This window comes from Desulfocurvus sp. DL1XJH-121, from assembly GCF_054819825.1.
Genome location: NZ_JBTVWW010000013.1, coordinates 87544 through 104831, shown reverse-complemented (window position 1 = coordinate 104831; position 17288 = coordinate 87544). Strand labels below are relative to the sequence as shown.

The following is a 17288-nucleotide window of genomic DNA, read 5'->3' as shown; positions in this document are numbered from 1 at the left end:
ACCTCCTGCTGCCCGCCGGCGGGTCATCCCTTGCGGACGACGCGCGCCGCGGCAAAATGATACAGGGACAAAAGCAACACTCCCCCCCCCATGACCGCCAATCCCAGGCCGTAGGCCGCGCCGGACAGGGGCCGCAGACACATCAGCGCGAAACCCGCCACGCACACGGCCAGCCCCGCGAACTCGGAGCGCCCCATGTTCAGCGCCCCGCACGTCCCGTCCTCCTCGTCGCGGGACGGGGACCGGAACCAGACCCCGTTCCAGGCCATGCCGACGAGCACGGCGGCCACGCCGCCCCAGGCCATGTGCAGGGGCAGGACCAACGCCCCGGCGGGAAGGGGCAAAATGGCCGGAATGGCGGCCGTGGCCGCGGCCGGGGGATGGTCGGCGTCCAGGACCTGCATGAAGGCCGAGGCCAGGAGCACGGCCAGGCCGAGCTTGGCCGCCACGACCAGGCCCGTGCCCCCGAAAACCGCCTCGCCCAGCCAGACCCCCAGCAACCCGCCCACGGTGGAGACGAAATGCCCCACGATGACGCTCTTGGGCCTGGCCACGCGCAGATGCACGCAGGCCGCGCCGATGAAGCACGTGGCCGCCAGGGGCGGATACAGGACCCCCACCCCGCTCCACCCGGAAAGCACGGCCACAACGGCCAGGGACAATCCGCCGCCCAGGGAGCCCCAGACCAGCCGGGTCAGGGAAATAACCCCGGGCCTGTAGAACTCCTTGCGGAATTCCTCGGAGCACAGCGGCACCAGGCGAATCTTGACCATCATCCCTCCCCGCCGGAACCGCGCGCGCGGAATCCGGCCCGACGCTCTCCAATCAAAGAGGGCCGAAACAGGAAAAAGGTTCGCTGACGACGGCGAAGAGCCGCGAAAAACTAGTGGAAGGATGGATGGAGAAAGGCGTCCAGATCGCAGGCCACGCTCAGGCACGACAGGCGGAGGCCCTGGTCCATGACCCGAGCCACCGTCTCCCTGTCGGGCTTGAGGTCCCCGAACCGGATGCCGTCCTCCAGCAACACGTGCTCGGCCAGGGACGCGTCCACGCCCGTGTACAGGGACTGGATGCGCGCCCCGGCCCGGGGGTCGCGCTCCACGTGGCGCCCGGCGTCCCGCAGCAGGGCCGTGTAGCACTCCAGGAGGCCCGGATGCCGCGAGGCCAGGTCCTCGCGCACGGCCAGGCCGCAGCAGACGTGGTCGGGGCAGGACGAGCTGGACCTGAAGAGCTGCCGCCCCCAGCCCTCGGCCACGGCCTTGGCGCCCCAGGGCTCGGAGCAGAAAAAGGCGTCCAGGGCGCGCTCGCGCAGCAGCCGGTCGGCGTAGGGCGGGCTGGCGTAGCTGGCCAGGAACCCCTGCCAGCGGGCCCCGTCCTCCAGCCGCCCCTCGGCCAGCAGGTTGCGGAACAGGATCTCGTGCGTGGACACGCTGTGCGGGAGGCCCATGCGCGCGATCCCGGCGCAGGCCTCGCCCGGAATGGTCTTGCGCACGGTCATGGAGCTGCCGCCCAGGTGGGCGTTGAGCACGTACCGCAGGGGCACGCCCCGGCCCCTGAGATGCAGGGCCAGGGGCAGCATCACGAAGGCCGCGTCCAGGTGCCCGTTTCCCAGGGCGCGGGCCAGGCTGTCCCAGGACAGGAACTTGCGCAGCTGGATGTCGCATGCCGCGCTGTCGCGCCGCTGATGGGAAACCATGGCCAGAAGGTGGTCCGTGATGGGCATGAACCCCACGCGCAGGGTCGCCCGCTCCCCGCACAGCGAGGACCGGATGATCCGCTGCCGCGCCTCGTGCAGCCGCCGCTTGACCGTGCCCATGGGCAGGCCCAGGGAATCGGCGATCTCGCGGTAGCTGAGACCCTGCACATAGCGCATCCAGCAGGCCTCGCGCGCCGCGCCGGGCAGGGACTCCAGGGTGCGGGCCACCATCTCGCGGGTCTGCCAGCGCACGCACAGTTCCTCGGGCCCCTCGATCCAGGAAGCCGCGTCCAGCTCCGCGCCGCCGTCCAGGGGCACGGTGGGCACATTCTCCTTGCGGAGTTTCCGGCAGGCGGAATAGACTATGGCCTTGAGCCAGGAAGGGAAAGCGGTGGGATTCCGCAGCTGGTCGAGCTTGAGAAAGGCCGTGAGAAAGGCCTCCTGCACGGCGTCTTCCACCAGGCTTTCGTCACTCAGGTGGCGCCTGGCCACGGACAGGGCCATGGAACGGAACCGGGCGGCCAGTTCGCCGAAGGCCACACGCCCGCCGCGACGGGCCTCGCCCAGGAGTTCCTGATACGTCTTCATTGCCGCCCCCGGTGGATTCCTCCGTTGGACGCCTCGACCTTTTCCTAATTATTTCCACCACCATAGAGCAAATATAAAAAATGTTCAACCGGTTAGCAAAACATCGCCAGGCCCGCACGCCATGCTGATCTACGTCCACGTCCCCTTTTGCCGCAGCAAATGCGCCTACTGCGCCTTCCACTCCGTGGTGCCCGGCGCGGGCGACCCCGCGCGCTGGGCCGAGGCCGTGCGCAAGGAGGCCGAATACTGGGGCCGCAAGCTCAAGCGCCCCAAGGTCACCAGCGTGTATTTCGGGGGCGGCACCCCGAGCCTGGTGCAGCAGCCCCTGCTGGCCACGGTGTTCGCGGCGCTCAAACGCAACTTCGCCCTGTCCCCGGACCTGGAATGCACCCTGGAGGCCAACCCGGACTCCATGCTGGACATGAACCACCTGCACGGCCTGCTGACCATGGGCGTGAACCGCTTGTCCATCGGCGTGCAGAGCCTGCGGGACGACTACCTGGGCACCATGGGCCGCCGCCACACGGCGGACCAGGCCCGGGCCGCCGTGCGCCTGGCCCGGGACGTGGGCTTCGCCAACATCTCCCTGGACCTCATCTGGGGCCTGCCCAAGCAGCGCCTGTACACCTGGATGGCCGACCTGCGCGAGGCCGTGCGCATGCGCCCGGAGCACCTGTCCTGCTACGGCCTGACCCTGGAGCCCGGCACCCCCCTGGAACGCCTGGCCCGCAAGGTGGACCTGGAGATCGCCCCGGAGGACGACCTGGCCAAGATGTACATACACGGGGCCGAGTATCTGGAAAGCGAAGGCTACCTGCAGTACGAGATATCCAACTTCGCGCGCATGGGCTTCACCAGCCGCCACAACCAGGGTTACTGGGACGGGAAGAACTACCTGGGCCTGGGGCCGGCGGCGGTGTCCACCCTGACGGGCCGGCGCTGGAAGAACCCCGAGGACCTCGGGGAATACGCCCGGGCCGTGGCCCAGGGCGAGCTGGGCGCGGATTTCGAGTCCCTGGACGAGCGCACCCGCCTGCGCGAGCTGGTCATGCTCTCCCTGCGCACCTCGCGCGGCCTGCGCCTGGCCGAATACAAGAAGCTCGCGGGCCGCAACTTCATCGAGGAATTCGGCCCCCTGGTGCGGGCGCTGCGGCAGAACGAGCTGATCCGCATCTCCGGCGGGTACCTGCGCCTGTCCAGGACCGGGATGCTGGTTTCCGACACCATCCTGGCCAACCTGTTCAGCGACGAGCCCCCCTCGGCCTGACCCCCCTTTTTCGGGGCCGACGACCCCAAAAATCCCATGGATGCTTTAGGCCCCGGCGAAAATTTCTTCGCCGGGGCCTCTTCGCGCCGCGCCGCGTAAACCGGCGCGCCCCAGGCTTTTGCCACAAGCCCCCTAAAGTTCCTTCCCCTAGAGGCCGAAGAGAGATGCACACGGCGCAATCCTCAACCGCAGCAGGGAAGCTGTACACACTCTCAAGGAGGGAACAACAACATGTCTCTGGTCATCAACAACAACTTGATGGCGGCCAACGCCGCCCGGAACCTGGGGTCCTCGTACGGCGAACTCAGCGTCTCCGTCCGTCGCCTGTCCTCGGGCCTGCGTGTCGGCACGGCGGCCGACGACGCGGCCGGACTGGCCATCCGCGAGTTGATGCGTTCGGACATCGCCGCCCTGAACCAGGGCGCGCGCAACGCCAACGACGCCATCTCGATGATCCAGACCGCGGACGGCGCACTGCAGGTCATCGACGAGAAGCTGATCCGCATGAAGGAACTGGCCGAGCAGGCGGCCACGGGCACCTACAACTCCGACCAGCGCCTGATCATCGACTCCGAGTATCAGGCCATGGCCTCGGAAATCACCCGTATCGCCAACGCCACGGACTTCAACGGCATCTATCTCCTGAACGGGAACCTCTCCGGCGACACCCACTCGGGATCCGGCCTGGTTTCCACCGGCAAGCTGAAGGTCCACTTCGGCACGGCCAACGATTCGAGCGAGGACTACTACTACATCAAGATCGACAACTCCACGGCCTCGGCCCTGGGTGTCGGCAACTCCGCGGCCACGGACTCGGCCGGCTACTCCATCTCCACCCAGTCCGCGGCCCAGGCCGCCCTGGACGGGATCAAGGAAGCCATCGTGTCCAAGGACAACATCCGCGCCAACCTCGGCGCTCTGCAGAACCGCCTGGAGAACACCATCTCCAACCTGCAGATCCAGTCCGAGAACCTGCAGGCCGCCGAGTCCCGCATCTCCGATGTGGACGTGGCCACGGAAATGACCAACTTCGTGCGTCAGCAGATCAAGTCGCAGGCCGCAGTGGCCATGCTCGCCCAGGCCAACTCGCTGCCCAGGCTGGCCATGCAGCTCTTGGGCGGTTAATCGGGCAGGCCGTCCTGGCCGCCTGATCGCCGCATGAGAGCCGCTTTCGGGCGTCTCGGGCACCTGGCAACGCACACAACAAACACAGCGCCCCCCTTTCTGCGCAGAAGGGGGGCGCTCTTTTGTGATGATGGGGGCGGCCGGGGGACAGCTGGTTCAAACGCTTGCGCATTTGAAGCAGCTACCAAAGGGGCCGGGCAAGCCCCCCTGGACTCCCCTGCTCCCCTTGTGGGGCAAAGGCGTTACCGCACCCTCATAGGTATGGGTAACGCCAAGGCGTGTCCTCCCATGAAAGCCGCGCGTGTCGGCGGGGCAGGGGCTTTGGCGGGGCTACGCGATACGCCTCTGCGTCGCACGGACGGTCTGATTGGCCGGACGCCGATTTGTTTTAGCGCAAAACCAGACGTGCCCTCCCGCGTTACGCGCTGGGCGTCAGCGAAGATTCTCCCCCGGTCCGAGAACGCGACAGAGAAAAGGGAAAGTATCCTACCTGACAAGGAGGATGGGGGCGCTGGGCAGAAACATACTTGGCCCCATGGTGCCGTACTATTTACGATGCTGCCCCACCTGCTCCCCAAGCCCCGGCGCGCTGCCCGGCGCAGCGGCTGCGATGGTAATCAGCGAAGCGGAGCCGGGCTCGTGCGACGGGGCGGCATCACCTGTGCCGCGACACGAGGGGAAGAATCATTAAGGGACCGCACCACCGCGACTTCCCAGCGCCCCATGCGGGTACGGGGGGCGCAGCGACCAGGGTGGAGCCCCCCGAAGCGAAGCCCCCCGTGCCCGCATGGGGCGCGGCCGCGTTACCTCTCCCATCATTCCCGACAAACCAACGCCCTACCCGCGAGGGAGCGCGGTGGGAGGGGGGGGGAGGGCACTTTTGGTTCTGCACCACGACAAAAAAACCTCCCGCCCAGCCAACCTGCCAAACGGGAGGAACTCATTGCTTCCGCATTACGACTCTTAAATCAAAGAGTCCGAGGTCAGGAACGGTTTCAGCCCAAATTCCTCGGCACTTCGACCAGCTCCCGCTCCAACTCCCCTTCATCCCCCACCCGCACATACGCCAGGGTGGGCCGGGCACCCGATTCGCGCAGGCTGCCGGGGTTCACAACGCGGGTGCCGCCCACCTGCTCCCAGGCGGGCTCGTGGGTGTGGCCGAAGCAGACCAGCCCGTACCCCGGGCCGAAGGACTCGGCCACGGCCCGCCACAGGGGCCGCCCGCCCAGCCCGTTGCCGTGGGCCATGCCGATGGTCAGGTCCCCGGCGGTCAGGGACAGGCGGGGGGTGAGCTCCGAGGCCAGGGACCACTCGTCCATGTTCCCGGCCACGGCGTTGAACCCCGGATGCTGCATGAAAAAGGACCACAGGCCCGGGCCGGTCATGTCGCCAGTGTGCAGCAGCAGGTCGGCGGGCGCGAGGTAGCGGTCGTACACCGCGCGCATCCAAGGCGTGGCCTCGCCGGCGTGGGTGTCGGAGACACAGGCAATGAACATCAATCCATCCCCGGCACGGGCGCGCTGGACATGATGTATTTCAAGTCCTCGTCGGTGAAGCGCAGGCCCGCGCCCGCGAAGAAGGTGCTGTCCCCAGAGGTGCTGGCGAAGTCGTCCCACCCGGCGGCCACGTAGAAGTTCTTCAGGAAGTGGAACTTGATGCCCGCCTTGAGGTGCGCGGGGTCGTCCTGGTCGAAGTCGAAGGCCTCGAAGTAGGCCTGCAGCCTGTCGTCCCAGAAATAGTAGTCCGCGCCCACGCCGCCCGTGGACTCGAAAATGCCGCCGCGCAGCACCAGGTCGTCCCAGCGTTTGGCGATCTGGGCGTTGAACTTCAGGCCGTCGCGCTTGGTCTCCTCCTCCACCACCCGGCGCTCGGAATAGGAGCCGCCGGACCAGGTCTTGTAGGTGGTGTCGGTGTCCTCGGTGCGGCCCTTGGGGTCCGAGACCAAGCCCAGGAGATAGTAGTGGCTCTTGCCCGGGTGCAGCTCCAGGTTCAGGTAGGACTTGATGTCCCCTGTCTCGGACTGGACCTCGCCGTGGTAGTCCAGGACGGTCTTGAAGGTGTCCTGCTTCTCCAGGTAGCGGTTGATGCCCTCCAGGGCCTTGTCCACGTTGTCGGCGGTCTCCTCGTCGTTGATGAGCTTGCCGAGCGTGCCCCGGCCCTCGTCGATCTTGCTGGCCACGCTCTGCAGGGAGGCCATGGTCTGCTTGAGGTCCTTGCCCATCTGCTCGTCGTTGATCATGGCGCCCATCGCGCCCTGGCCGCTGTCGATCTTTTCCAGCACCGAGCCCATCCTGTCCAGGGTGGTGCGCAGCTGGCCCGAGGCAACCTCGAAATTCTCGATGATGGTGTTGATGCCCTGCTTGTTCCGGCCGGAGACGTCGCGCAGGTCCGTGGAGAACTCGCGCAGGTTCTCCACCAGCATGTTCACGCTCTCCATGTTGGACTGCACCATCTGGTTCAGGCCCACGCTGAGGTCGCGCAGGCTCTCGAACGTCAGGCGCAGGTCGCGCTCGCCCTGGGGGCCGCCCATGACCGAGGCCACGCTCTTGGCCACCGCGCCGATGTCGTCGGCGATCTGGCCCACCTTCTGGAACAACAGCTCCAGGTCCGCGCTGCGGTCCGAGCGCTGGATGCTCTGCCCGGCCTCCAGCTGCGGATAGCTGTCCGAGCCCCCGGCCAGCTCCACGAACTTGTCGCCCAGAACGCCCCGAGACTTGATCATGGCCGTGACGTCGGCGCGCACGCGCACCCCCCGGTTCACGGCCAGCACCAGGCGAGCCCGGCCGTTCTCAAGGCCGATGCCGCTGACCTTGCCGACCTCGATGCCCGCCACCTCCACGGGTGCGCCCACCTTGAGGCCCGTGACGTTGTCGAAGGTCACCACCAGCTCGTAGGCGTCGTCGCCGAACATGGAGCCGGAGCCCACCTGCAGCGACATGTAGCCCAGGGCCAGGATGGCGATGAGCACGAACAAACCGACCTTGATTTCCGTCCCAGTCTTGAAGGCCATGACAGTCTCTCTTTGCTTGTCCGCCCCGTGGGGCGGGCGCGCCCAGGCGGCGTTTCGCCGCTCAGGTGATTTGGATCGGCCCTTCGGCCCTGCCCTCTATGAATTGCCGCACCACGGGGTCGTCGGACTCGCGGAGGGCCTCGGGAGGCCCGCTGGCGATGATCCGCCCCTCGTAGAGCATGAAAATTTCGTCCGCGATGGCGAAGGTGGCCTGGATGTCGTGGCTGATGACCACGCAGGTGGCCCCGAACTCGTCGCGGGTGCGCAGGATGAGATCGTTGATGTTGGCGGCCATCACCGGGTCCAGCCCGCTGGTGGGCTCGTCGAAGAGCACGATGGCCGGGTCCAGGGCGATGGCGCGGGCCAGGCCCACGCGCTTGCGCATGCCGCCGGACAGCTCCGAGGGCATCTTGTAGCCCTGGCCCGAGAGGCCCACGGCGGCCAGCTTGGCGTCCACCACCCCGGCCACCTCCCCGGCGGGCATGCGCGCATGCTCCTCCAGGGGAAAGGCCACGTTCTCGGCCACGGTCATGGAGTCGAACAGCGCGGCCTCCTGGAACAGCAGGCCGAAGCCCTTGCGCACCTCGGTCATCTCGCGCTCGGACAGGCCCACGGTGCTCACGCCCTGGACGCGCACGTCCCCGGAGTCGGGCTTGAGCAGCCCGATGATGTGCTTGAGCAGCACGGACTTGCCCCCGCCGCTGCGCCCGATGATCACGCTCACCGTGCCCGGCCTGACGGCCAGATCCACGCCCCTGAGCACCTCATGGGCCCCGAAGGCCTTGCGCACGTCCTTGAGTTCGATGATCGGTTCCATGGTTCCCAGCCTACATCATCAGAGCGGTGAGCACGTAGTCGCTGGCCAGAATCAGCACCGAGGACAGGACCACGCTTTCGGTGGTGGCCCGGCCCACGCCCTCGGCCCCGCCGCTGGTGTAGAAGCCCTTGTAGCAGCCCACCAGCGCCAGGATGCCCCCGAAGACGGCGGCCTTGTACATGCCCTCAAGGATGTCGTCGGTCTTCACCAGCTCGTAAATCTTGTTCATGAACAGCCCGGAGTTGATGCCCAGGGTCTTCACGCCCACCAAATAGCCGCCCACCACGCCGATGAAATCCGCGACCACGGTGAGCAGGGGCAGCATGAACACCCCGGCCAGCACGCGCGGGGTCACCAGGTATTGCACCGGGCTCACGGCCATGACCGTGAGGGCGTCCACCTGCTCGGTGACGCGCATGGTGCCGATCTCCGCGGCGATGGCCGATCCGGCCCGGCCCGTGACCATCAGCGCGGTGATCACCGGCCCCAGCTCGCGGGTCATGGACAGGGCGACCGTGGCCCCCACCAGGCTCTCGGCGGAAAACATGCGGAAGGCGTAGTAGGTCTGCAGGGCCAGGACCATGCCCGTGAACAGGGAGGTCAGGCAGACCACGAACAGGGAGCGGACGCCCACGAACTCCATCTGCTTGAAGAACAGACGCACCCGCCACGGGGGCCGCGCGAGCCAGGCGCAGGCCTCGGCCATGAGCAGCATCATGCGGCCCATTTCCGAGACCGCATCCAGGGTCCAGCGCCCGAGCCATTCCAGGAATCGATTCATCACACGTCCGTCGCAGAACGAAATTGCCGGCCGCCCGCCATGCGCCCCGCCCACGGGCGGGACACCCCCAAGGGGCCTCTCAAGGAAACCAGGGTTTATCATCAATCGAAGAGCTTTGCCAGACGCGAAAGCCATGCCCAGCGCCGTTTTAAGCGCTCTCCACGGGATGGAGCGCCGGACGAAACCGCCCGCGCCCCAGGGCTCAGAACGTGGCCCCGTTCCAGCCGAACAGGCAACGCTCCAGGTTCTTGAACTCAATGTACACCCTGGCCTGGGGCACCCCCAGCTCCCGCTCCACGAACTCGCAGATCCCGGCGGACTGGTCCGCGCAGACGTTCTCGGCCAGGCCGATGCTCTTGAACTCCACGTAGGCCGCGGGCTCCCGAGTACCGGCGAAGGCCAGCGCCGCCCCGTCCTCCACGCAGGCCATGACCCACTGGGCGGGCTTGCCCGTCAGCTCCGAGGCCAGGGCCGTGAGCCCCTCCAGGATACCATTCCTGCGCCCCTCGTCCAGGGCCACGTTGGTTTTGACCTTGATGAACGGCATGATTCTCCTCCTGCTCAGGGATCCTTGAGCTCCGTATCTTCGTGTCCGTAAGGCGGGGAGCAGCAGCACAGGATGCGCAGCTCCCCGCTGCCGGTGTTCTCCACGTGGTGCCGCACCCCCGGGCCGATGCGCACGGTGTCCCCGGGCCCCACGTCGAAGGCCTCCCCGCCCAGGAACATGCGCCCGCTGCCCGCCGTGACGTGATAGAGCTCCTCGGCCCGGCGGTGCGCGTGGGCCAGGGTGGCCGCCCCGGGCCGGACCACGGCCTCGGCCAGGGAAAGATTGCGCACCGGGTGCGCGGACGGATGCATGAGTTCCCGGATCAGGGAACCGTCCTTGGTCACGTAGGGGGTGATGTCCCCGTAGGCTGTTTTCATGATTGATCTATGCCGCAAACCCGCGTCCTTGAAAAGGCCGCCGCCAAAACAAAGGCGGGGCCCTGGGGCCCCGCTTTGTGGGTGGAGAGATGCAGTGTGAGGTGTCGCAAGCCTGAAAACCGCAGTTGTGGTTGTCGGAGCGGGCCTCTCAGCCGCTCATGGGCCCGCCGTCTACCCCCCCAGGAGGTTCATGGCCAGCCTGGGCAGGGAGTTCGCCTGGGCCAGCATGGCCACGGCGGTCTGCGACATGATCTGGTTGCGCACGAAGTTGGTCATCTCCGTGGACACGTCCACGTCGGAGACGCGCGACTCCGCGGCCTGCAGGTTTTCAGACTGGATCTGCAGGTTGGTGATGGTGTTCTCCAGGCGGTTCTGCATGGCTCCCAACTGGGCGCGGATCTTGTCCTTGGACACGATGGCGTCCTTGATGCCGTCCAGGGCGGCCTGGGCCGCGGACTGGGTGGAGATGCTGTACCCGGCGGACGTGGACGCCGCCTGGTTGCCGACGCCCAGCGCCGACGCGGTGGAGTTGTCGATGGTCACGTAGTAGTAGTCTTCGCTCGAATCGTTGCCGGCGCCGAAGTGCACCTTGAGCTTGCCCGAGGACTGCAGGGTCGACCCCGTGTGGGTGGTGCTCGAGAGGTTGCCGTTCAGCAGGTAGATGCCGTTGAAGTCCGTGGCGTTGGCGATACGGGTGATTTCCGAGGCCATGGCCTGATACTCGGAGTCGATGATCAGGCGCTGGTCGGAGTTGTAGGTGCCCGTGGCCGCCTGTTCGGCCAGTTCCTTCATGCGGATCAGTTTTTCGTCGATGACCTGGAGCGCGCCGTCCGCGGTCTGGATCATCGAGATGGCGTCGTTGGCGTTGCGCACTCCCTGGTTCAGGGACGCGATGTCCGCGCGCATGAGTTCGCGCACGGCCAGCCCCGCCGCGTCGTCCGCCGAGATCCCCACTCTCAGGCCGGACGACAGGCGACGCACCGAGGTCTGCAGAGCACCGTAGGAGATGCTCAGGTTCCTCGACGCGTTGGCCGCCATCAGGTTATTGTTGATGATGAGTGACATAGCCTTTCCTCCTTGAATGTCTATGCTGCCGTAAAAAACGACTTGTCGGGGCTTGTGATCGCGCTCACTGCGGCGAATCTGTTGCCCCTCCCCACTTGGACAACTTATCGACTTGAGTTTAGGAAACTTTAGGTTTTTTTCCGCGATCCGCGCATTTTTCCTCACACTCCCCCCGGAGCCCCTGAAAACACGGCGCAAAACAAGGGGCTGGCAATCGGCCCGATGCTCAGGCTTTTCCGCCGCGCCCGCCCGTGCATCCATAAAAAAACGCCGCACCCCCGAAGGGATGCGGCGTGGAAATCGTCACGCGGACGATCAGTATATCTGTTTCAGGAGGTCCTCGCCCTTGGAGGACGTGGCCGGGCTGGGGCCGCCCGCGGAGCCCTGGGCGGTCTCCTTGGGCTGGGTGCCGTCCTTGAAGGGCAGGAAGTAGGTCCTTTCCGTGTCCGGACCGGCCAACAGGCCGCTGGACGCGTCGATGCGGGCCATGACCACGCCCGGAGGCTGGGGGAAGTCCTCCACCGGGTACTGGGCCTCCACGGCCATGCGGTAGTCCACCCACAGGGGCGAGGCCGCGCGCGAGCCGGTCTCGTACTTGCCCATGGGCGTGACCTGGTCGAAGCCCACCCAGACCACGGACAACAGGTACGGGGAGAAGCCCACGTACCAGGCGTCCTGCTCATCGTTGGACGTGCCGGTCTTGCCGGCCACGGGGCGCTTGAGCACCCGGGCGCGCCAGCCCGTGCCGTCGCGCACCACCTCCTTCATCAGGGAGGTGATGATGAAGGCGGTCTGCGGGCTGACGGCCTCGGTGACCTCGGGCTCGGAGGCGTAGAGGTCCTCGCCCCAGGCGCTCTTCACCGAGAGGATCAGGCGCGGCTGCACGTAGCTGCCCCCGCGCGCGAAGGCCGTGTAGGCCCGGGTCAGGTTCAGGGGCGTCACCGGCGCGGAGCCCAGGCTCACGGAGAGGTCCTCGGGGAACTCGGCCTCCAGGCCCAGGGCCTTGGCCCGGTCGATGATGGTCTTCACGCCCAGGCGCTGGGCCACGCGGATGGTCACCAAGTTGCGGGACTTGACCAGGGCCGTGCGCAGCAGCGTGGGCCCGTAGAACACGCCCTCGAAGTTCTCGGGCTTCCAGACCTTGTCCGTCTCGTTGTCCGTGTACACGATGGGCGCGTCCAGAAGCACCGAGGACGGGGTGAAGCCGTTGTCCAGGGCCGCGGAATAGACGATGGGCTTGAAGGCCGATCCGGGCTGGCGGTGGGCCTGGGTGGCGCGGTTGAACTGGCTGTCCTCGAAGGAATAGCCGCCCACCAGGGCCACGACCTCGCCAGTGCGCGGGTCGACGGAGACCATGGCGCCCTGCACCTCGGGCCGCCGCCTGAGGGCCAGGGGCCAGGAGGCGGGCTTGCCCTTCCCGGCCTCGGGCACGGCCAGGACCTCGGCCCAGACCACGTCACCGGCCTTGAGCACCCGGGTGCAGTCGTTGACCGGGGGCACGTCCTCCGGGGCCTTGGACGGATCCGGAGTGCGGGCCCAGGACAGGCCCTTGGCCGCGATGACGCCGGACAATTCGCCGAAGCGCACCTGCGCCGCGTCGCTGGCCACCTTCGCCACCAGGACCTTGACCCACTCCCCTTCGGCCAGGGCCTCGGGGGCCACGGGGTTCTCGGCCAGCCAGGCCTCGCGTTCGGCCTCGTCCTCCAGGTGCTCTATGGGGCCGGTCCAGCCCCGGCGCAGGGCCGAGGCCTCCAGGCCCTTGCGCACGGCCAGCTCGGCCGCCACCTGGTGGGAGAGGTCCACGCCGGTGCGCACGATCATGCCCGCGTTGTAGACCTGGTCCTCGCCGAAGCGCTCCACCAGACGGCGCCGCACCTCCTCCAGGTAGTACGCGCCCTGCTTCCAGGACGGATCCTCCATGCTCTTGAAGACCAGTTCCTCGGCCATGGCCTGGTCGTACTGGTCCTTGGTGATCCAGCCCAGGTCCAGCATGCGCGAGAGCACGTAATGCTGCCGGCCGATGGCGCCCTCGGGGTTGTGGAAGGGGTTGAACTTGCTCGGGGCCTTGGGCAGGCCCGCCAGTATGGCGGCCTGAGCCAGGGTCAGGTCCTTGGCGTGGACCCCGAAATAGGTCCTGGCCGCAGCCTCCACCCCGTAGGAGCGCGCGCCGAAGAATATCTGGTTCAGGTAGATGGTCAGGATCTCGTCCTTGGTCAGGAAGCTCTCCAGGCGGTAGGCCAGGATGGCCTCCTTGATCTTGCGCTGGTAGCTGCGCTCCGGGGTCAGGAGCAGGGACTTGATGACCTGCTGGGTGATGGTGGAAGCGCCCTGGACCACGTGCCCGGCCTGGAGGTTCTTGATCGTGGCCCGGAAGATGGCCACCGGATCCACGCCCTCATGCTCGTAGAAGCCCGAGTCCTCGGCCGCCAGGAACACGCGCGAGACGTGGGCGGGCAGCTCGTCGATGGTCACCAGGAAGCGGCGTTCCTTGTAGAAATATCCCAGCACCTGGCCGTCGCGGGCCAGCACCGTGGTCACCAGGGGCGGATTGTAGTCCGTGATGCGCTTGAAGTCGGGCAGGTCCAGGGACGCCCAATAGTACATGCCGCCCGCCAGGGCCACGGCCAGGATCATCCCGCCGCCGAACAGGGCGGCCAAAGCTATGAGAAACTTTTTCATATAGGTACCGTTATCAAATTGTTGAACCAGTTGTTTTGCGCAGGCCGTTCAAAAATAGTGAGATGCGAGGCGCAAGAAAAGGACAAGGCCGACGCGTACTCCCCGTACGCGAAGGTTTGTGTTTTTCGCAGCAACGAAGCAGATCGCTGTTTTTCAACGGCCTGTCGGGGACAGGCCCCAGGCCAGGCGCAGCCTGCCGTACAGGTCCTTGAGCTGTTTTTCCGTCACGTCGAACAGGGACAGGAGACGCCTCCTGGCCCCGGCCTCCCGCTGCGCCCGGCAGCTCTCGGAGGCGAAGACATACAATGCGCCGCCCTGGAACCAGAAGGGGAACAGGCGGCAGTAATACGGACGGGCCTCGCGGGACAGGACGCAGCCCTCCGGCCCGAGCAGGCGGCAGCGTCCGGTTTCGTCCGTGGCCATCCTGATGTGAAATCCCCGGGCCGGAAACAGGACGTCCACGTCCGCCTCCTCCCCGGGAAACAGGGAATGCATGTTCCGCACGAAGCCCGGGGTGTTGGCCTGGCGCGCAAAGGCCCCGGCGTCCCCGGCCAGCTCGCGCAGGATCCGGTCCCGCTCCATCTCCGAGAGGGGAAAGCACATCTCCTCCAGCCCGGGTTCGAGCCGGCAGCAGGTGCCCTCGGATTCCGCGCAACGCGCGCACACATGCGGATCGCCCATGTCTCAGTATCCCGTTCCCACGCTGCGGGGCCAGTTCCCCTTGAAGCCGCGACAGAGGTAGATGGTGAACCTCCTGGCCGGCTGGCCCCCATGGATGGACTGATAGTGCATTTGCTCGATTTTTTCAAAAAGCGGCAGGACCTGGGATTCCGGGTCGCCCTTGAACTTCTGGCGCACGTAGATCGCGTCCCAGCCCTCTTTTCCCTCGGGCCCGGGCCAGAGGTCATACTGGTTCAGCCTGCGCCCGGTGTCCAGGCAGAAGGCCCGCGCCCGGCCGGGCACGTAATAGGACAGGGCCGCGGTGACGTCGTAGTTGCTGCCGAAGAAAAAGACCTTGTCCGGGTCCGCGAAGCGCGTGCGCCTGAGTTCGTCCACCTCGCGGCCCAGATCGCTCCAGCCCTTGAGGTGCAGGACGGGGTTCTCGATCTCGATATGCCGGTCCGTGAAGGGGATGGTGCCCTCCACGCGCCAGGGCATGGGCAGGGAGTCGTGCGCCAAAAACAGGCCGAAGATCGCCGCGCCCAGCGCGGGCCACAGCCAGACCCGCCAGTCGCGGCCGGACAGGGCGCGCCAGGCGTGGTCCCAGACCACGGCGGCCAGGATGAAACCCGAGGCGTAGCTCACCGCGGACCAGTTGGGATTGATCTTGGTGTGGAAGGCCCAGAACAGGAAGAAGCCCCACACGGGCCAGAACCCGGCGGCCAGGAGCGCGTACTGGCGGTAGTCCAGGGCGGCCATGATCCGCGCGGCGCGGCCCCGGCCGTCGAAGGTCCGGGCCAGTGCGCCCCAGGCCCCGTAGACGCAGAAAGCGAACCACCAGGGCAGGAGCAGGCCCGCCTGGCTGCCCAGGTATTCCGGGAAGCGGTCGAAACGGATGAAGCCCTGGGCGCTCTTTCCGGACACGCCGCCCAGATGCGCCACGTGCCGGAACCCGGCGAAGTCGTTGGCCAGGTTCCAGACCAGGATGGGCGCCAGCCCCAGGACGCAGCCCACGCCCAGGGCGACGCCCAGGCGCTTCCAGAACGGGCCGCCGTCCAGCATGCGCCGCCTGAGCAGCAGGCCGTAGAGCACGGCCGTGCCCGCGAAGGCCAGCATCATGTACTTGGCCCAGGTGCCCAGCGCCAGGGCCACGGCCAGGCCGACGAAGGGCCAGCGCCGCTCGGGCTTGCGCCCGGCCTCGTAGAGCAGGAACAGCGCGGCCCACCAGCAGACCATGAGGGGGTTGTCCGTGGTCATGAGCACGCCCGAGGCCATGAACAGGAGCACGCCGTTCAGCACCAGCAGGCAGAGCACGCCCAGCCGGGGGCGCTTCCAGAGCACGCCCACCCCCAGGAACACGATGCACTGGGCCAGGCACGAGCCCAGGACGGCCCCAAAGCGCACGCCCAGCGGCGTGTCCCCGAATATCCAGGTCCAGAAGCCGATGATGTAGGCGATGAGCGGGCCCTTGGTGAAGTAGGAGAGCTGCGGCGTGCGCGACCAGTCCCAATACTGGGCCTCGTCCTGCACCAGATCCAGCTGCCCGGAGAGCACGAACCAGACCCTGAGCGCCGTGGTGCCCAAAATGAGAACACCGGCCCAGACTTCCGGCCGGCATCCCCACAACCTGTATTCCCTCGGGTCCTTCGCCATGCTCATGGACACGTCCGCGTTGTTGGGCCTCAGCCCGAAAACTTGAGCAGACCCTTGCCCAGCAGGTCGTGGAGGTGGATCATGCCCGCCAGGCCGCCCTCGGCGTCCACGATGGGCACGACGGTGATGGCCTTCTCCTCCATCAGGTCCAGGACCTCGGCGGCCGAGGCCTGCGCGTCCACGTGGGCCGGGTCGGCGGTCATCTGGGAGGAGACGGGGGTTTCGGGGGCCAGCCCCCCGGAGCAGGCCACGCGGCGCACGTCGCCGTCGGTGAGGATGCCCTTGAGCTTCCCGCCCCCGTCGACCACGGCCAGGGCGCCCAGGCCCCCCCGGGTCAGAATCCCCAGGGCCTCGGTCCAGGGCGTGTCCTCCCGCGCCACGGGCAGGTCGCCCACGTGCATCAGGTCGGCCACGGACAGGCGCAGGCGCGTGCCCAGGGCTCCGCCCGGGTGGCAGCGCTTGAAATCCTCGGCCTTGAAGGCCTTCCATTCGATGAGGCACACGGCCAGGGCGTCGCCCACGGCCAGGGTGGCGGTGGTGCTGGCCGTGGGGGCCAGGTTCAGGGTGCAGGCCTCGCGCTCCACGGACACGTCCACGACCACGTCGGCCAGCCTGGCCATGTGGGAATGGGGCTTGCCCGTGAGGGCGATGATGCGCACCCCGGCCGCGCGCATGGCGGGCAGGATGGCGTTCAGCTCATCCGTGGCCCCGCTGTAGGAGATGGCCAGGGCCACGTCCACGGGCCGGAGCATGCCCAGATCGCCGTGGGCGCCCTCCACGGGATGCAGGAAAAACGACGGGGTGCCCGTGCTGGACAGGGTGGCCGCGATCTTGCGGCCCACCAGCCCGGACTTGCCCAGGCCCGTGACCACCACGCGCCCGGCGCACCCGGCCATGAGGTCCAGGGCCTCCACAAAGGACTCGCCCAGGCGCGAACTCACGCGGGCGAGGCCCTCGGCTTCGATGCCGATGGTTTCCCGGGCCAGGCCCAGCCAGTCCCGTTCAAACGCCTTGGGTCCCATG

Annotated in this window: 15 protein-coding genes; 2 read left to right on the top strand and 13 right to left on the bottom strand. The window is 67.3% G+C overall.

The window, feature by feature from the left end; translation table 11 throughout:
• Nucleotides 1-23: 23 nt before the first annotated feature.
• Both ACYYG1_RS10800 and ACYYG1_RS10795 read right to left on the bottom strand, forming a co-directional pair.
• Nucleotides 24-776 (bottom strand): HPP family protein, encoded by a 753-nt coding sequence (locus ACYYG1_RS10800; RefSeq protein WP_461210318.1) that lies wholly within the window; start codon nucleotides 774-776, stop codon nucleotides 24-26.
• 107 nt (nucleotides 777-883) lie between these two features.
• Complete coding sequence (locus tag ACYYG1_RS10795) at nucleotides 884-2284, bottom strand: sigma-70 family RNA polymerase sigma factor (RefSeq protein ID WP_461210317.1); 1401 nt, start codon at nucleotides 2282-2284, stop codon at nucleotides 884-886.
• Nucleotides 2285-2405: 121 nt separating this feature from the next.
• Here ACYYG1_RS10795 and hemW point away from each other — a divergent pair, with 121 nt between their 5' ends.
• Both hemW and ACYYG1_RS10785 read left to right on the top strand, forming a co-directional pair.
• Nucleotides 2406-3551, top strand: a complete 1146-nt coding sequence (gene hemW, locus ACYYG1_RS10790) for a radical SAM family heme chaperone HemW (RefSeq protein ID WP_461210316.1) — start codon at nucleotides 2406-2408, stop codon at nucleotides 3549-3551.
• A 231-nt stretch (nucleotides 3552-3782) separates the two neighbouring features.
• A complete protein-coding gene (locus ACYYG1_RS10785; protein ID WP_461210315.1) occupies nucleotides 3783-4676 on the top strand; it encodes a flagellin N-terminal helical domain-containing protein in 894 nt (297 codons plus the stop codon).
• 995 nt (nucleotides 4677-5671) lie between these two features.
• On the opposite strand, the gene ACYYG1_RS10780 is transcribed toward ACYYG1_RS10785, so the two are convergent.
• The 11 genes from ACYYG1_RS10780 to ACYYG1_RS10730 all read right to left on the bottom strand — a co-directional run bounded on the left by ACYYG1_RS10780 (nucleotide 5672) and on the right by ACYYG1_RS10730 (nucleotide 17287).
• The gene (locus ACYYG1_RS10780; protein ID WP_461210314.1) at nucleotides 5672-6172 is read right to left on the bottom strand and encodes a metallophosphoesterase family protein; all 501 of its coding nucleotides are present in this window, start codon (nucleotides 6170-6172) and stop codon (nucleotides 5672-5674) included.
• On the bottom strand, nucleotides 6172-7686 hold the full coding sequence (locus ACYYG1_RS10775; protein WP_461210313.1) for an MlaD family protein: 1515 nt from the start codon (nucleotides 7684-7686) through the stop codon (nucleotides 6172-6174). The genes ACYYG1_RS10780 and ACYYG1_RS10775 overlap by 1 nt, the downstream gene beginning before the upstream one ends.
• A 61-nt stretch (nucleotides 7687-7747) precedes the next feature.
• Complete coding sequence (locus ACYYG1_RS10770; protein WP_461210312.1) at nucleotides 7748-8503, bottom strand: ABC transporter ATP-binding protein; 756 nt, start codon at nucleotides 8501-8503, stop codon at nucleotides 7748-7750.
• A gap of 10 nt (nucleotides 8504-8513) precedes the next feature.
• Complete coding sequence (locus tag ACYYG1_RS10765) at nucleotides 8514-9284, bottom strand: MlaE family ABC transporter permease (RefSeq protein ID WP_461210311.1); 771 nt, start codon at nucleotides 9282-9284, stop codon at nucleotides 8514-8516.
• Nucleotides 9285-9486: 202 nt separating this feature from the next.
• On the bottom strand, nucleotides 9487-9831 hold the full coding sequence (locus ACYYG1_RS10760) for a phenylpyruvate tautomerase MIF-related protein (protein WP_461210310.1): 345 nt from the start codon (nucleotides 9829-9831) through the stop codon (nucleotides 9487-9489).
• 14 nt (nucleotides 9832-9845) lie between these two features.
• On the bottom strand, nucleotides 9846-10208 hold the full coding sequence (locus ACYYG1_RS10755; RefSeq protein ID WP_461210309.1) for a cupin domain-containing protein: 363 nt from the start codon (nucleotides 10206-10208) through the stop codon (nucleotides 9846-9848).
• A 171-nt stretch (nucleotides 10209-10379) separates the two neighbouring features.
• Nucleotides 10380-11273, bottom strand: coding sequence for a flagellin N-terminal helical domain-containing protein (locus tag ACYYG1_RS10750; protein ID WP_461210308.1), 894 nt, complete (start codon nucleotides 11271-11273; stop codon nucleotides 10380-10382).
• A gap of 315 nt (nucleotides 11274-11588) precedes the next feature.
• Nucleotides 11589-13952 carry a penicillin-binding protein 1A gene (locus ACYYG1_RS10745; protein WP_461210307.1) on the bottom strand — a complete coding sequence of 788 codons (2364 nt, stop codon included), beginning with the start codon at nucleotides 13950-13952 and terminating at the stop codon, nucleotides 11589-11591.
• Between the two features lie 153 nt (nucleotides 13953-14105).
• A complete protein-coding gene (locus tag ACYYG1_RS10740) occupies nucleotides 14106-14633 on the bottom strand; it encodes a YkgJ family cysteine cluster protein (RefSeq protein ID WP_461210306.1) in 528 nt (175 codons plus the stop codon).
• A 3-nt stretch (nucleotides 14634-14636) separates the two neighbouring features.
• Nucleotides 14637-16271, bottom strand: a complete 1635-nt coding sequence (locus tag ACYYG1_RS10735) for an ArnT family glycosyltransferase (RefSeq protein WP_461210305.1) — start codon at nucleotides 16269-16271, stop codon at nucleotides 14637-14639.
• 23 nt (nucleotides 16272-16294) lie between these two features.
• Nucleotides 16295-17287, bottom strand: coding sequence for a KpsF/GutQ family sugar-phosphate isomerase (locus tag ACYYG1_RS10730; RefSeq protein WP_461210304.1), 993 nt, complete (start codon nucleotides 17285-17287; stop codon nucleotides 16295-16297).
• Nucleotide 17288 lies beyond the last annotated feature (1 nt).